The following is a 16,579-nucleotide window of genomic DNA, read 5'->3' as shown; positions in this document are numbered from 1 at the left end:
GCGATTGTCGATATGTCCGTGGATCTTCCGGAACGCCCGCGCATCGCCATGCTCACCGGGCTGCTGCGGCGGCATTACGCCAACGCCGTCGAGACCACGATTCGGGATGCGGGCTTCGACGACCTCCGGCCCGGTGATGCCAAGGCCTTTCCGCATGTTCCCGACGAGGGCATCACTGCGGGCGGGCTGGCCCTGCGCACCGGGGTGCGCAAGCAGACCATGGCCGAGGCGATCGATCGGCTCGAGGGCCGCGGCTACCTCGAACGCCGCCCGAATCCGCGCGACCGCAGATCACATCTGGTCTTCCTCACCGACCGCGGCCGCGCCGTCCGGCCGCTGGCCGTCGCCGCCGGAAATCGGATCGAGCAGCACTGGGCCGAACTGGCCGGGCCGGAGGAGCTCGAGGCCCTGCGATCGCTCCTGCGGAATCTGGTCCGGCTCCTCGAGAATGAGCATCGGCCCTGACCCGAGCGGGTTCTGCTCAGCGGCGGCTGGCTCGGCGGTAGCCGTAGGCGGCGGGGATGGCGAAGACGGCGATCAGGCCGAGGGACCAGGCGATGGTTTGGATCAATGGGCTCGCGACTGGGCCGCCTTCGGCCAGGGCTCGCATGGTTTCGACGGCCACCGACATGGGCTGGTGCTGGACCACCGGTTGGATCCACTTGGGGTAGGCCAGGAGCGGGACGAAGCCGGAGCTGAAGAACATGAGGAGGGAGGAGAGGAGGGCGACGGCTTCGACCAAGGTGGATTTGGCGGTGAAGACGGCGATGGCGGTGACCATGGTCGCGAAGGCCAGGCCGAAGAGGACCGGGATCCAGAGGAAGGCGAAGGTTTGCAGGGGGCCTTCGCGGAAGCGGAAGCCCAGGGCCATGCCGAACAGGATGATGACGACGGTGCCGGCGAAGATGCGGCAGCCCTCGGCGAGGATGCGGGCGGCCAGGCCGGAGGCGCGGTGGACAGGCAGGACCCAGAAGCGGGCGAGGATGCCCGCCTCGCGTTCGCGGCCGAGCATGACGCCGCTGGCGACGGTGCCGGACAGCGCGCCGACCAGGGTGACCATGGGGGTCGAGCCGTAGAGGGCGCTGTGGCCGGAGAACTTCTGGATCTGGGAGCCCACAACGATGTCGAGCATCAATAGCAAAAGGCAAGGGACGATGAGGGTTTCGAGCAGGGTGACGGGATCGCGGGCCCAGCGGACCAGCAGGCGTTGCGCCTGAATCCAGGTGTGGCGCAACAGGGCCGGGGTGGAGGCCTCGTGGAAGACGAGGGTGTCATCGGCGGCGGGGCGGTCGAGGGTTGCCATCACGACCTCTTCAGGTTCTGCCGGGCGATGAAGTAGCCGGACACCGCGAGGATGGCGGCGATCCACAGCAGCGGCGGCGTCATCAGCCCCCAGGTGACCGGATGGGCCTTGCCGAGGGTGTCGCCGCCGAGCGCGCGCAGGCCCTCGGCGAACTGCGAGACGGGCTGGTTGCGCACGAAGAACTGGACCCAGTGCGGGAATTGGTGGGCGGGGGCCAGACCGGTGGAGAGCATGCCGAGGATGAGCGGCGGCAGCACCAGCATCTGCGAGGTGGCCTCCGGACTGCGGGTGAAGGTGCCGATGGCGTCCGCGCCGAGACAGAACGCGAAGCCGATGAGCATGCCGAGCGCGAGGAATCCGAGGGTGTGCGCGGCGCCGCCGGCGAAGCGGAAGCCGATCACGTAGATGCTGATGACCGCGGAGATCATGCCGATCACGAGCCGGAAGACGTTGGAGGACATGCGCGCCGCGGCGGGCACCAGCGGATGCATGGGCATGGCGTCGAAGCGCCGGTCGAGCCCGGACACCGCGTCGGTGGCGGCCCGGAACGCCGCGGACACGGCGGTGAAGGCGGCGGCCTGCAGGATCACGATGGGCGCCATGAACTGCGCGTAGCTGCTGAATCCCAGTCCGGCGAAGGTCATCACGCGATTCAGCGGGATGTAGAAGCTGACGGTGAAGGTGATGGGCGCGAGGATGGCGGTGGCGATCTCGCCGGTCTGGATGGAGGGCGCGATGAGCCGCACCGTGAGCACCCACCACTGGGCCAGGGTGGCCGGGGTGGCGCGCAGGTCGGTGAGCCAGTTGCCGGGCGCCTCGGCGACGGCCGTGTCGGCGCTCATGCCCGGGTCCGATCCTCGGAGGTGTAGCGCCCGTCCGGGGTCCGGAATCGCACGGACGGCGAATCGTCTTCCGGCTCTTCGGTCTTGGCGATGTGCCCGGTGAGTTCCAGGAACACGTCGTCGAGCGAGGGCCGCCGCAGCGCGATGTCGACCAGTTCCATTCCGGCCGAGTCCAACCGCCGCAACGCCTCGGCCAGAGTCTTGGCCCCTTCCGGCGCGGGAATGGTGATCCGATCCGAATCGCCGGTCAGCGCTTCACGATTGGCGGCGGGCAGCATGTCCCCGAGTGCGCGGGCGATCGAGGGCAGATCCTCCATGCGCAGCGGCACGATCTCGCAGTAGCTGCCGCCGGTGCGGGCCTTCAGTTCATCGGCGGTGCCGTCGGCGATGACCACACCGTGGTCGATGACGATGATCCGATCGCACAGTGCGTCGGCCTCTTCCAGGTACTGGGTGGTGAGCAGCGTGGTGATCCCGTGCTTGCGGAAGCCGCCGACCAGATCCCAAACCCCTTGGCGGCTGCGCGGATCCAGCCCGGTGGTGGGTTCGTCGAGGAACACCACCTCGGGCCGCACCACGAGCCCGCAGGCGATGTCGATGCGCCGCCGCATACCGCCGGAGTAGGTCCCGACGCGCCGTCCGGCGGCCTGCACCAGATCGAATTCCTCCACGAGTTCGTCGGCCCGCGCCCGGGCCGCGCGCTTGCGCAAACCCATGAGCCGCCCGAACATGACGAGGTTCTCGTAGCCCGACAGCGCGTCGTCCAGCGCCGCGAACTGCCCGGTCAGCATGATCGACCGCCGCACCGCGGCCGCGTCGGCGACCACATCGTGCCCGGCGACCATGGCCCGTCCGGCGTCGGGCGCGATGAGCGTGGACAGGATATTGACCGTGGTGGTCTTGCCCGCCCCGTTGGGCCCGAGGATGCCGAGCACTTCACCGGGCGCGGCCTTGAAGGTGATCCCGCGTAGCGCCTGCACCGCGCCGAAGGATTTCTCGACGTTCTCGACGACCACGCCGTCGAGGACCGTACTGGTTTTCACGTGTGTTGTATCGGGTTTGCCACTGTCGATGTTCACGGCGTCCGTCCCCAATGTGTGTCGAGAATGCGAGATATGGCCGCCAGCGCGTGCGGCGCGGTGAGTTCTTCGTGGCTGACGTCGATGTCGTGATTGCTGATGGTCCCGGTGATGTAGGGCCGCCAGCCGTCCGGGCCGAAGATGTCGGACGAGTGCACGGTGGCGCTGAAATACAGTGCGTCGCCATGGAATACGGGCCGCTGATACCCGGTGCGGGTGTCGGCGGAGGCGTTGTAGGAGGCCGCCATGCGTTCGAGGGTCTCGGCGTCGACCAGCGAAACACCGCCCATGCGTTCGCTGATCATGGCCGCGGCCTGTTCGGCGGTGGTGTCGGCCGGGATGTCGGTGATCCCGAAGACCGACCCGAAGGTGGCGACGAAGGATCCGGCGGTGAGCTTGTCGATGCTGCCGCCGTCGATATCGGTGCTGTCCGCGTCGAGCAGGGCCAGGGTGGCGACCTCGTCTCCGGTTGCCTCGAACTGGGCGGCCACGGCGTGCGCGATGAGGCCGCCGAAGGACCATCCGAGCAGATGATAGGGGCCGTGCGGTTGCAGTCGGCGGATTTCGGCCACGTAGCGGTCGGCGAAGTCGGCGATGCTGCGGGCGTGCGGTTCCCCGGACAGGTCGGGGGCCTGCAGGCCGTAGATGGGCCGCCCCGGCGACAGGGCGTCGGCGAGACCCAGGTAGGTCCAGGCGATGCCCGAGGACGGGTGGATGCAGAACAGCGGTGGCTCGTCGCCGCCCGGCCGGATGGGCAGCACCACGTCCAACCCCAGCCCGGGTTGTGAATCCGCCCGCGTGGCAGCCAGTTCCGCGGCGGCCTGCTTCTCGCGGAGCTCGATCATGAACTGCCGTTCGGCCTCGGCGGCGAGTTCGGCGGCCGGTGACTGCGCGAAAGCCGCTGCGGCGGACAGCGCGTCGACCCACAGGTGGGCCAGCATGGTGATCTCGTGCCGGGGCAGCAGGGTTTCGGGGAAGCTGAAACTGGCCTGCAGCCGATCCCCGACCACGACCGCGTTGATCTCGATCTCGGCGGTGACGGGCACGTCGGGATGCTCGGTGGCGTGCAGGTCGCCGAATTCGTCGGTGGGCAGCCAGCCGAGATCCTCCAGGCCCGCTGGAATGTCGGCGGTGGCGTAGCGGCCGAGATAGTTGAACCCGATCCGGCCGGGCACCCGGGCGGGCAACTCGGCGGCGGTGTCGGGGTTCAGGTAGCGCAGCATGCCGTACCCGATGCCCTTGTCCGGCACCTCCGCCAGCTGATGCTTCACCGCGCGGATGGCATCGCCCATCGACGGCCCGCCCGCGAGCGCGTCGCGAATCGGTATGTCGGACAGCGTGAGTCGCACCGGATACACGGTGGTGAACCAGCCCAGCGTGCGCGAGAGATCCGCGCCCGGAATGATCTCCTGCTGCCGCCCGTGGCCTTCGAGCCGCAGCAGCACCGCCTCGATCGGCTCCATGCGCCAGCGCCGGATGGCCAGGGCCAGCCCGGCCAGCAGCGCGTCCTCGACGGTGCCGTCGAACAGTGCGGGCAGCGTGGTGAGCAGTGTCGCGGTGGTCTCCGCGTCGACCTCGACCTCGACCTCGCGCACGGCCGCGACACGATCCACGGCCGGATCGAGTTCCCGAGCGCCGATGCGCGGGTCGGGTGTGGCGGCGATATCGCGCCAGTAGTCCAGCTCCCCGGTCCGGCGGGGTTGCCGGGCGGCCTCGTCGAGGGCATAGGCCCAGCGCCGCACCGAGGTTCCGGTCTCGGTGAGGATCGGTTCCGCGCCGCCGCTGATCTGCGCCCACGCGGCAATGAGATCCGGAATGAGGATCCGCCACGACACGCCGTCGATCACCAGGTGGTGGGCCACCAGGATGAGCCGCCCCCGGCGTTCGGGCGGGCTGTCCGGCGCGGGATCCAGCCACACCAGTTGCAGCACGGTCCCGCTGTCGGGATCGAGCCGCCCGAGCGCGGAATCCAGTTCGGTGACCGCGTATTCGCGCAGTTCGACACTGTCGCCGGTATCGAATTCGATGCGGTGCAGCAGCCGGTCGACATCCACCGCGCCGGGCGGGCGGGTCCGCAACCGCCAGTCGCCGTCGATGAAAGCCAGCTGGGCGCGCAGCATGTCGTGCTGGTCGACGACCGCGGTGACGGTGGCGACGAGCTGTTCGCGGCCGATGCCGCGCGGCAGTTCCAGCACCGCGGTCTGCGCGAATCTGCGGTGATCGCCGCCGCGTTCGAGCATCCAGCGCGCGATCGGGGTGAGTGGAATCTCGCCGACCCCGCCGCCGGGCAGCTCCTCGAGCACGACGGTCTCGCCCGCGGCCGCCGCCAGCGCCGCCAGGGCCGCGACGGTGCGATGCTCGAACACCTGCAATGGCGTGAGTTCGATGCCGCGCAGCCGCGCGCGTGAGACCAGCTGAATGGCCAGGATGCTGTCGCCGCCGAGCGCGAAGAACGAGTCGTGTACGCCGACCCGGTCGCGGCCCAGCAGTTCGGCGATGATCTCCGCGAGCACGGTTTCGAGATCGGTTGTCGGAGCCCGGTATTCGGTCTCGGACTCGAAGACCGGATCGGGCAGCGCGCGGCGGTCCAGCTTGCCGACCGCGTTGAGCGGGATCGCGTCGAGGACCACGAACGCCGACGGCACCATGTACCCGGGCAGCCGGTCGGCGGCATGGGCGCGCACGGCCGCGAGATCGACCGTGCGGCCGGGCTCGGCCAACAGGTAGGCGGCCAGCGCGGTGGCGCCGCCCGGCCCGGGAACGCCCAGCGTGACCGCGAACTCGACGCCTTCGGCGGCGGAGAGCGCCGCGTCGATCTCCCCGAGCTCGATGCGCTGCCCGCGCACCTTGACCTGGAAGTCGGTGCGGCCCAGGTATTCCAGGCGGGGTTCGTCGAGGTATCCGGTCCAGCGCACGAGGTCGCCGGTGCGGTAGAGCCGTTCCCCGGGCCGCCCGTACGGGTCGGGTACGAAGCGGGCCGCGGTGAGCCCGGGCCGGTTGTGGTAGCCGCGGGCCAGGGCCGGTCCGGCCAGGTACAGTTCCCCGGCCACGCCCATGGGCACCGGCCGCAGCCGGTCGTCGAGAACCAGGGTGCCCGCCCCGCGGATCGGGGTGCCGATGGTCACCGGCTGCCCCGCGATCAGCGGCTCGGAAGCCGTTGCCCAGATGGTGAATTCGGTCGGACCGTACAGGTTGATCAAGGTCCGCCCGGTCGCCCAGCGCGCCACCAGATCCGGCCCGATGGCCTCGCCCGCCACCGCCAGCACCCGAACGCTGGACACCGCGTCCGGATCGAGCGTCGCCAGCGCGGACGGTGTGATAACCAGGTGCGTGACGCCCTGTGCCGCAATGAGATCGGTCAGCGGCTGGCCGCCGAAGACGTCCGGCGGCGCGACAATCGCGGTGCCGCCGGACCCGAACGCCATGAGCGCTTCGAAGGCGGACGCGTCGAAACTCGGTGACGCGACCTGCAGCACGCGGCAGTGCTCGCCCAGGGACAGCAGTTCACGCTGCGCCCGCACCAGGTCGGCGATGCCGCGATGCGAGACGGACACGCCCTTGGGCGTACCGGTGGAGCCCGAGGTGTAGATCAGCCACGCGGGCTGATCCGGATGGCTGCCCATCGCTCGAATCCGGCCCTGCCCCAGGGTGATCCGCACACTCGACGCGGCGGGATCATCAAGCACCAGCCACCCGACGGTATCGGGCAGCAGCCCCCGGTGCGCGCTCGTGGTGAGTCCGAGCACCGCGCGCGAATCGGTCAGCATGTGATCGATGCGGTCCAGCGGATGGCGTGGATCGATGGGCAGGAACGCCGCCCCGGCCTTCGCGCACGCCCAGATCGCGGTGAGCAGCTCCGTGCCTCGCGAAAGCGCCAACGCCACAATGCTTTCCGATCCGGCACCGGCGGCCGAGAGTTGCATGGCCAGGCGCTGAGATGCGGTATCCAGCTCCCGATAGGACACCGCCCGCCCGTCGGCGACGATGGCCGGGCACAGCCGGTGCGCGGTGGCCGCGGCCCGGAAAACCTGGGCCAGGGTGGTGATTCCGGCATGCCCCGGCCCGCGCAAAGGCACCAGGGCCCGGCGCTCAGCCGCGTCGAGCAGGTCGATATCCGACAGCCGCACACCGGGATCGGCGGTGATGGCGGTGAGTATCCGCTGCCAGCGGGTGACCAGCCGGGCCGCCGTGGCCTCGTCGAACAGATCGGTGGCGAAGGTGAGCGTTCCGTCCAGCCCCGCGGAGTCCGTGCCGGGCAGCGGCGCGCGCAGATCGAAGGTCAGATCGAACTGCGAGGCATCCCGCTCGATGGGCTCGACCTCGACCCGCAGCCCCGGAAATTCCACGGCCGGCGGGGTGAAGTTCTGCAGCGACAGCGACACCTGGAACAGCGGGTGCTGCGCGGTCGAGCGCGGCGGATCCAGCACCTGCACAAGCCGTTCGAACGGCACCTCCGCGTGCGCGAAGGCATCCAGATCGGTGGTCCGCACCTCGCCGAGGAATTCCCGGAACCCCTTGGCCGGATCGACCGGCGTGCGCAATGCCAGGGTATTGACGAACATCCCGACGAGATCGTCGAGCGCGGCCTCTCCGCGCCCGGCTACCGCGGTGCCGATCAGCACATCGTGCGTCCCCGCCATCCGCGACAGCAGCACCGCCAGCGCGGCATGCAGCACCATGAACAGGCTGGTGTCGGTCGCCGCCGCCAATTCGGTGAGCGCCGAGTGCAATCCGCCGTCGAGCCGGAACTCCAGATCGGTGCTCCGCATGCTCTGCACCGCGGGCCGCGGCCGATCCGTCGGCAACTCCAGCACGTCCGGAGTGGCCGCCAGCCGCTCGCTCCAGTACCGAATCTGCTGTGCCGCCCGGGATTCCGAATCCTTCTCGTCCCCGAGCAGCTCCCGCTGCCACATCGAGTAGTCGGCGTACTGAACCCGCAATGGCGGCCGGTCGGACTCGATACCTGTGCTCCGCGCCAGATACGCGGTGATCAGATCGGTGGCCAGCGGTGCCATCGAGGACCCGTCCGCGCTGATGTGGTGGACCACGAGGACAACGACGTGGGTGACGGCCGCTCCGTTGCGCGCCGTGCGGGATGATCCCCCCGTCATTCCGGCGTGCTCTTGGCCGGAATCCACTGCGGTCGGATGGATCCCGGCCAAAAGCACGCCGGGATGACGAGAGGCGTCCGCACCATGCGGCGGTGTGACGATGCGGAGCAGGCCGACGCGCAGCGGGGCCTCCCGGGTGAGGTCGAAGCCGGTGCCGGTCAGGTCCTCGATCCGTTTCCGCAGTGGCGCACCGTCTTCCACGTCGTCCAATTCGATGGCGGGCGCGGCCGCGTCGGCGCTGAGCACGACCTGACGCGGCCCGTCGGCGTCGGCGGGGTAGAGGGTGCGCAGGGTTTCGTGGCGCAGCACGACGTCGGCTACAGCCTGCCGCAGCGCGTCGACGTCGAGGTCGCCGGTCAGGCGCAGGGCCGCGGTGATGTTGTAGGCGGCGGAGGTGGGGTCGAGCCGGTTGAGCACCCACATGCGTTGCTGCGCGGGCGACAACGGGATCCGGTCGGGGCGGATGCGTGGGGCAAGCGCCGGCAGGCCCGCGATCTCGGTGCCGGGCACGATGCGCGCCGAGAGTTGCGCGACCGTCGGCGCGTCGAAGAGGTCGCGCAGGGCGATGGTCGCGCCGAGCGCCGCATTTACGCGCGCCACCACTCGGGTGGCGATCAGTGAGTTGCCGCCGAGGTCGAAGAAGGAGCGGTCGATGCTGACCCGCTCGGTCTCGAGCACCTCCGCGAACACCTTCGCGACCGCCGTCTCGATGGGGCTGCGGGGCGCGAGGTACCGCTCGTCGAGGGTGGCGAAATCCGGTGCGGGCAGGGCATTCCGGTCGAGCTTGCCGACCGGGGTGAGCGGGACGTCGTCGAGTTCGATGAGGTAGCTGGGCACCATGTAGCCGGGCAGCGCCCCGGCCACCCGGGTCCGCAGCCCTTCGGTGTCGAGGGTGTGGCCGGGTGCGGCGACCACATACGAGACGAGCACGGTCTGCCCGGCGGGTCCCGGGCAGCCGATGGTGGCGGCGTATTCGACCTGCTCGTCGGCCCCCAGTACCGCGTCGATCTCACCGAGTTCGATGCGCAGGCCGCGGATCTTGACCTGGAAGTCGCTGCGCCCCTGGTACTCCAGTTCCAGTTGCGCGCCGTCGGCCGTCTTGACCTCGACCCAGCGCACCATGTCGCCGGTGCGGTACATGCGCGCCCCGTGCTGGGTGTACGGATTCGCCACGAAACGTGCTGCGGTGAGCCCGAATCGGTTGAAATAGCCGCGCGCCAGGGCGGGTCCCGCCAGATACAGCTCCCCGGTCACGCCGACGGGAACCGGCCGCAGCCAGGTGTCGAGCACCATGGCCGCCGCACCCCGAATGGGCGCACCGATGGTGATGGGTTCCCCGGGCAGCAACTCACCGGGACCGGTCGCCCACACGCTGAATTCCGTTGGGCCGTAGAGGTTCACCATGCGCCGCCCGGCCGACCAGGCCGCCACCAGTTCCGTCCCGGCCGCCTCGCCGGCCACCGACAGGCAGCTGAGGTCCTCGAGCCCTTCGGGATTCATGGTGGCCAGCACCGACGGTGTGATGACCGCATGCGTGACCTTCTCGGTGCGCAGCAGCTCCTCGAGCGCGCTGCCGCCGTACACATCCGGCGGCGATATCACCAGCCGGCCGCCGGCCCCGTGGGCCATGAGCAGCTCGTGCACCGACGCGTCGAAACTGGGCGAGGCCACCTGCAGCGCACTGGTCGTCTCATCCAAGTCCAGCAGACTTTGCTGGGAGGCAACGAGATTGGCCAGCCCGCGATGGCTGAGCAGCACGGCCTTGGGCTTACCCGTCGACCCCGACGTGTAGATGAGGTACGCCGTCTGCGCGAGGTTGATCGGCCCGCCGCGCTCGGCATCGGTGATATGCGCGTCGGAAACCGTCATGACCCGGCGAATGGTGTTGAGATCATCGAGCAGCAGCCAGTCGATGCTGCCCGGCAGCGTCTCGCCGACCTCGCACACCGTCACCCCGATCGGGGCCCGCGAATCGGTGAGAATGTGCTCGATCCGCTCGACCGGATAGTTGGGATCCAGCGGCAGGAACGCCGCCCCGGTCTTGGCCAGCGCCCACACCGCGACCACCGACTCCACCGACCGGGTCAGCGCCAGCACCACGAACGTCTCGCGACCGACCCCGCGCCGCAACAGGATTCGCGCGAACCGGTTCGACCACGAGTCGAGATCCCGGTAGGTCATGCTGAGCTCGCCGGAGCTCACCGCGATGCCATCCGGATTGGCGCGGGCTCCCGAGGCCAGGATGTCGGGCAGGGTGCGCAGGGGAGTGGCCTCGCCGCCGCGCACCGGCAGCAGCTGCGCCCGCTCGATCGGATCGCAATGCTGCAACTGGGCGATGCGGCGCTGCGGATGGTCGGCGATCTGGTTGAGCAGCAGCACGAACCGGTCCAGCAGCCGCCGCGCCGCCGCCTCGGGCAGCTCGTCGGCCATGAATTTGATGGTGATGGTCAGGCTTTCGCTGCCGTCGGCGGCGCGCTGCGGAATCACCATCAGGTTGAGCGGATATGGCGTCGCATCGGTACCCGACACGTCGAGAATGCGCATCCCCGCGATATCCAGTGCCCGCGAGAGCGTTTCGCGATCGATGGGATAGGACTCGAACACGGTCAGCGTGTCGAACAGCTCGGGCAGCCCCACCGCCTGATGAATGGCCGCCAACCCGACGTGCTGATGATCCAGCAGCCGCGCCTGCTCGCCCTGCACCCGCGCCAACAGATCGCCCACCCGTTCACCGGGTTCCAGCCGCACCCGTACCGGCAGGGTATTGATGAACAGGCCGACCATCTCCTCGACCCCGGCCAGCTGCGGTGGCCGCCCGGAGACGGTGCCGCCGAACACCACATCGGTGCGGCCGGTGAGCATGGCCAGCAGCAGCGCCCACGCCGCCTGCACCGCAGTGTTCACCGTCGCGCCGGTCTCGCGCACGGTGCCGGTCAGCCGCTCCAGGCGTACCGTGTCGAAGTCCACCGAGACCATGCCGGATTCGGTGGAGGTGATGCCCGCCAGGGTCGGCACCGCCCGAGTCGGGGAATCGACCCCGGCCAACGCCTCGGTCCAGACGGCCAGCGACGCGGCATCGTCCTGCTCACCCAGCCAGCCCAGGAATTCGCGATAGGAATGCGCCGGTGTCTGCGGAATCTCATGCCCGGTGACCGCGGCCAGGTACCCGGCCAGCAGCTCCCGCACCACCAGCGGCGTCGACCAACCATCCAGTGCCAGATGGTGATTGGTCATCAGGAGCGTGTACGCCTCGGCGTCGGTGCGAATCAGGCTGAACCGCAGCAGCGGCGGCCGGGCCAGATCGAAGCGAGTGCCCGCGTCCACGGCGATCAGCCGGGCCAGTTCCCGCTGCCGTTCGGCCGGTTCCGCGATGGTGGTGAGATCGAGCTCCTGCCAAGGTATTTCGGCCTCGCCCAGCACCAGCTGCCGCGGCCCGTCGGTGGTCTCGACATAGGCCACCCGCAGCACCTCGTGCCGGTCCAGCAGCGCCGCGGCCGCGGTGCGCAGGCGGGCCGCATCCACCCGCCCGGCCAGGGTGAGCTGGGTCTGCACGGTGTAGCCGTCGGCGGTATCGGTGTCGTAGCGCGCGTGGAAGAGCAGTCCGTACTGCAGCGGCGAGAGCGGCCACACGTCGGCCAGCGACGGGTATGTGCGCTCCCACTCGTCCAGCTGCCGCTGCGACACGGCGACCAGCGGGAAGTCCGACGGCGTATGCCCGCCCGCCCCGGCATGCCGCGCATGGGTGACCAGCGCGGTGACCGCCCGCCCCCACAGCCGCGCCAGTTCCCGGACCTGGGCCGCCCCGAGCACCCGCGACGCGTAGGCCCAGGTCACCTCCAGCCCGGCGGCCGTATGGAAGGCATTGATATCGACGACCGCCGCCAGCGGCGCGCTGTCGTCCTGGGTGGAGGCGAATCGGACCGGCACCCACGGTGTTTCCGCGCCACCGGGATGCTCCACCCCGGCCCCGGTCCGGCCCAGATAGTTGAAGCTGATCTGCGGCGTCGGCGCACCCGCGAACTCGGCCGCGGTCTCGGCATCGAGGTAGCGCAGCATGCCGAAACCGACACCCTTGTCCGGGATGGCCCGCAGCTGTTCCTTCACGGCCTTGAGCACCGCGCCCGCGGCCGGGCCGCCCCGGAAGGCATCGTCGAGATCGATATCGCTGAGATCCAGCGCCACCGGGAACACGCTGGTGAACCAGCCGATCGTGCGCGAAATATCGGCCCCCGGCAGGATCGACTCCTCGCGCCCGTGCCCCTCCACCGTGAGCAGGGTGCGCTGGGTGCCGCGAATCCGGCCGACCGCCATGGCCAGCGCGGCCAGCAGCGCGTCGTCGAGCCCGCAGTGGAAGCGCGTCGGAATGAGTTCCTGTGCGGCCGTGGTGGTATCGGAATCGATCACGGTCCGCAGCTGGCCCATGGTGGCCACGGTGTCGAGCCCGGGATCGAGGGCGCGGGTGCCCAGCCGCGGATCCGGGGTGGTGAGAATGCTTCGCCAGCCGGGGATCTCGCCCGCGCGGGCGGGCGTCTGCTCGACCTGGCCGTGCGCCCAACGCCGGAAGGAGGTGCCGACCGGAGCGAGCGTGCCGCCCGCCCACGCGGTGGCCAGGTCCGGCAGCAGGATGCGCCAGGAGACACCGTCGGTGACCAGGTGGTGCAGCACGACCCACAGCAGCGGCAGCGCCTCCCCGCGCTCGATCAGTACGAAGCGGGCCACGATCCCGGCGGCCGGATCCAGAAGATCGGCCGCGCGCTGCAATTCGTCCTCACCGTCGCTGTCGGCGGTGGTGGTGACGGTCTCGATGAGCGCCCCCGCCTCGATCCCACCGGGCTCGCCGACCCGCCAGTCCCAGGCGCGGGTGCCATTGGCCGACGTATGAGTGAGGGTGCTGCGCAGCAGATCGTGACGATCCAGCACGGCCTGAACCGCTGCGACGAGGCGGCCGCGATCGATGTCGTGGGGCAGCGGGATCAGCACGGCCTGGGCGTATCTGGGCCAGGCATCGCTGTGCGCCAGCATGTCGTGCACGATGGGGGTGAGCGGCACCTGGCCGACCGGACCGCCGGGCAACTCCTGGATGATCGGAGCGGTCACATCGGTGGCCACGGCCGCCAGCCCGGCAACCGTCTTGTGCTCGAACACATCCCGGGCGCGCAGCCCGAGCCCGGCGGCCTTGGCGCGCGCCACCAGCTGGATGGCGACAATGCTGTCACCGCCGAGTGCGAAGAAATTGTCGTCCGCCGCAACCGATTCCACGCCGAGAACGGCGGTGAACACCTCGGCCAGCAGGATTTCCCGCTCGGTGGCGGGTGCGCGACCGGCCCGGGCCCGGGTACCGTAATCGGGCTTCGGCAGGGCGCGGCGATCCACCTTGCCCGCCGGGGTGAGGGGCAGCGTATCGAGCACCATCACCACCGACGGCACCATGTGCGCCGGAAGGTGCTGGGCCACTGTCGCTTTCACGGCCTCGGCCTCGACCGCCGAGTCCGTCGCCAACACATACGACACCAGCGCCGTCGCCCCGCCCGGCGTGCTCGCGCCCACCGTGATCGCCATCTCGACGCCCGGATGCCGCGCCACCGCCGCATCCACCTCGCCCAACTCGATCCGGAACCCGCGCACCTTCACCTGGGTGTCACCGCGCCCCAGGTACTCCAGTTCCCAGCGGCCGTTGCGCCGGCGCCACCGCACCAGATCGCCGGTGCGGTACATGCGCTCCCCGGCCGCGAACGGGCTGGCCACGAACCGCTCCGCGCTCAACCCGATGCGCTGGTGATAGCCGCGCGCCAAACCCGCACCGCTCAAATACAATTCGCCGACCACGCCCGGCGGCACCGGCCGCAGCCACGGATCCAGCACGACCGCCGAGACGCCACGCGAGGGCGCGCCGATCGTAATGGGATCACCGGGGGCCAGCGGGGCGCTCAGGGTGGCCGTGACCGTGGTCTCGGTCGGGCCGTAGCCATTGAGGACGCAGCGTCCGGCCCAGCGCACCGGCAGCTCCGGCGGGCAGGAGTCGCCGCCGACCACCACGGTCCGCAGCCGGGGCAGCGAATCCGGTTCCAGCGAACCCGCGACGGCCGGAGTCACATTCAGATGCGTGACCTCCAGCTGCCGCAGCACGCGAGCCAGATCGTCGCCCGCGTAGGCGGTCGGCGGGACCACCGCCACCGTCGCGCCCACCGCGAACGCGACCAGCAGCTCCTCGATCGAGATGTCGAAACTTGGTGAGACCGCGTGCGCCACCACGGCATCCGAGCCGACACCGAACGCGGCCCCGGAACCCGTCACCAGATTGGTGAGCCCGCGATGGGTGACCGCGACGCCCTTGGGCAGGCCGGTCGAACCGGAGGTGTAGATCAGATACGCCACCTGGTCCAGCAGCACCGGCGCACGGCGATCGGCATCAATGATCGGACCGGAATCGCTTGCGCTGAGCCGCTTCTCGGTCTCCGGATCGTCGAGCACCAGCCAGTCGATCCGATCCGGCAGCGCCGCCCGCGATCCGGCCACCGTCACACCCGCGACCACACCGCTGTCGGCGATCATGTGCTCGATGCGATCGATCGGATACCCGGGATCGATGGGCACGAAGGCCGCGCCCGTCTGTGCCACCGCCCACATGGCCAGCACCGATTCCGCCGACCGCGGGATCGAGATCGCCACCACCCGTTCGGGTCCCGCGCCCGCCGCGATCAGCACGCGGGCCAGCCGGTTCGTGTACTCGGTGAGCTCACGATAGGTATAGGCCGTGCCGTCGATGCGCAGCGCAATAGCCGAGGGCGCGCGTTCGGCCCCGGCGGTGAGGATCTCGGGCAGGCTGTGCGGCCGGGTGCCGTCGCGGCCGACCGCGGGCACCAGTTCGGCGCGCTCCTCGGCGGAGATCACGGTCACCGCGGCCAGACGCCCCTCGATGCCCCCGGCCAGGAAGCGGTGCAGGAACTCCAGGAACCGCGCGTGCAGGGTGGCGAGCTCGGTATCGGCGTAGCGGTTCGGATTGGCCTGGAAATCGATGTGGGTGCGCTCGCCGCCGGTGCCCGGATAGACGTTCACGAACAGGTCGTCGATGAGCCCCGAGGTCAGCACGTGCAGCTGCCCGGTCACCTCGCCCAGGCGGATGCGGGTGTCGGCGAGCATGAGGTTCACCGTCGGCCCGAATCCGGCCACCTCGTCCATGGCCCAGCCGAGGTCGCGGATGATGTCCTCCTGCCGGTACCGCTGCCGGCGCAGGGCGGCGGTCAGCTCACCCTGGGTGGCGCGGATGAGATCGCCGACCGTGGCGGTGGGGGAGGGGTGCAGCCGCAGCGGCACCACATTGGCGACCATGCCGCCGGAGCGGCGCAGGGTCGCGGTGGTGCGCCCGGACACCGGCAGGCTCAGCACGATCTCGCCCGCTCCGGTCATGGCCCCGACATAGGCGGCGAAGGCGGCCACCACCACGGGGGCCGGACTGGTGGACAGCGCCGCCGTCACCGAATCCAGCAGGGCCGCCGTCGATTCCGGCAGCGCGCCGCTCAGCAGCCGCGGGTGGGCGTCCACCGCGCCGGTGCGCTTGCCCAGCTGGGCGGGTTCGGGCATACCGGTCAGATGTTCGCGCCAATAGTCGCGGTCGGCCTGCAGCTTGTCCGAATCCCGGTATGCCGCATCGGCTTCCACTATGCGCTGCAACGGTTCGGCCTTGCCGGCCGGAACCTCCTCGCCGCGCGCGGCGGCGTTGTAGATCTCCGAGGTGCGCTGCAGCATGGTGAGCGCGCCGACGCCGTCGAGCAGGATGTGATGAAAGCGCGAGTACCAGTACCAGCGATCGGGCGCCAGCCGCAGCATGGCGACCTTGCACAGCCGGTCGCGGGTCAGATCCAGCGGCGCGGTGTACTCCGCGCGCATCCAGGCCCGGGCGGCGGCTTCCGGATCGGGCGCGCCGCTCAGGTCGACGGTCTCGATCCGGTCGTCGAGCGTGGTATCGACGACTTGCCAAGGCAGATCGTCGATTTCGACTATCCGCAGGTATCCGGTGCCGAACTCGTGCCCGGCTCGCCGCGCCGCATCGGCCAGCAGTTCGATATCGAACGCGCCGGTGAACTCGACGTACTGGGCGATCGAGAACGGCGTGTCACCGGCGAGCTGCTGGGCGAACCAGATGCCGCGCTGGGCGGCGGACAGGGTGAAGGCCGCAGCTGATTCGCCAGCAGCAGGGGTGGAAGCGGACAGGGTGCTACTGGAAGCCATTCTGCTGTAACCTTC

5 protein-coding genes are annotated in these 16,579 nt (G+C 70.1%); 1 reads left to right on the top strand and 4 read right to left on the bottom strand.

The window, feature by feature from the left end; all coding sequences use genetic code 11:
- The first annotated feature begins 12 nt into the window (after positions 1 to 12).
- A complete protein-coding gene (locus tag ON43_RS23505; protein ID WP_040810910.1) occupies positions 13 to 465 on the top strand; it encodes a MarR family winged helix-turn-helix transcriptional regulator in 453 nt (150 codons plus the stop codon).
- Positions 466 to 481: 16 nt separating this feature from the next.
- On the opposite strand, the gene ON43_RS23500 is transcribed toward ON43_RS23505, so the two are convergent.
- From ON43_RS23500 to ON43_RS42745, 4 genes are read right to left on the bottom strand one after another with little or no spacing between them, the layout of a single operon-like run.
- The gene (locus tag ON43_RS23500) at positions 482 to 1,303 is read right to left on the bottom strand and encodes an ABC transporter permease (protein ID WP_040810909.1); all 822 of its coding nucleotides are present in this window, start codon (positions 1,301 to 1,303) and stop codon (positions 482 to 484) included.
- Complete coding sequence (locus ON43_RS23495) at positions 1,303 to 2,145, bottom strand: ABC transporter permease (protein WP_051179032.1); 843 nt, start codon at positions 2,143 to 2,145, stop codon at positions 1,303 to 1,305. The genes ON43_RS23500 and ON43_RS23495 overlap by 1 nt, the downstream gene beginning before the upstream one ends.
- The gene (locus ON43_RS23490; RefSeq protein WP_083913653.1) at positions 2,142 to 3,188 is read right to left on the bottom strand and encodes an ATP-binding cassette domain-containing protein; all 1,047 of its coding nucleotides are present in this window, start codon (positions 3,186 to 3,188) and stop codon (positions 2,142 to 2,144) included. The genes ON43_RS23495 and ON43_RS23490 overlap by 4 nt, the downstream gene beginning before the upstream one ends.
- Positions 3,189 to 3,220: 32 nt before the next feature.
- Complete coding sequence (locus ON43_RS42745; RefSeq protein WP_051179030.1) at positions 3,221 to 16,564, bottom strand: non-ribosomal peptide synthetase; 13,344 nt, start codon at positions 16,562 to 16,564, stop codon at positions 3,221 to 3,223.
- Positions 16,565 to 16,579 lie beyond the last annotated feature (15 nt).

The organism is Nocardia concava NBRC 100430, from assembly GCF_000308815.1.
In the GTDB taxonomy this organism is placed as follows: Bacteria; Actinomycetota; Actinomycetes; order Mycobacteriales; family Mycobacteriaceae; genus Nocardia; species Nocardia concava.
This window is presented reverse-complemented; position numbering and strand designations above follow the sequence as displayed.

What these genes read in the sequence shown, in the direction of transcription:
- ON43_RS23505 (WP_040810910.1), top strand. Translation starts at nt 13, where the DNA reads ATGTCCGTGGATCTTCCGGAACGCCCGCGCATCGCCATGCTCACCGGG.
- ON43_RS23495 (WP_051179032.1), bottom strand. Translation starts at nt 2,145, where the DNA reads ATGAGCGCCGACACGGCCGTCGCCGAGGCGCCCGGCAACTGGCTCACC.
- ON43_RS42745 (WP_051179030.1), bottom strand. Translation starts at nt 16,564, where the DNA reads ATGGCTTCCAGTAGCACCCTGTCCGCTTCCACCCCTGCTGCTGGCGAA.
- ON43_RS23500 (WP_040810909.1), bottom strand. Translation starts at nt 1,303, where the DNA reads ATGGCAACCCTCGACCGCCCCGCCGCCGATGACACCCTCGTCTTCCAC.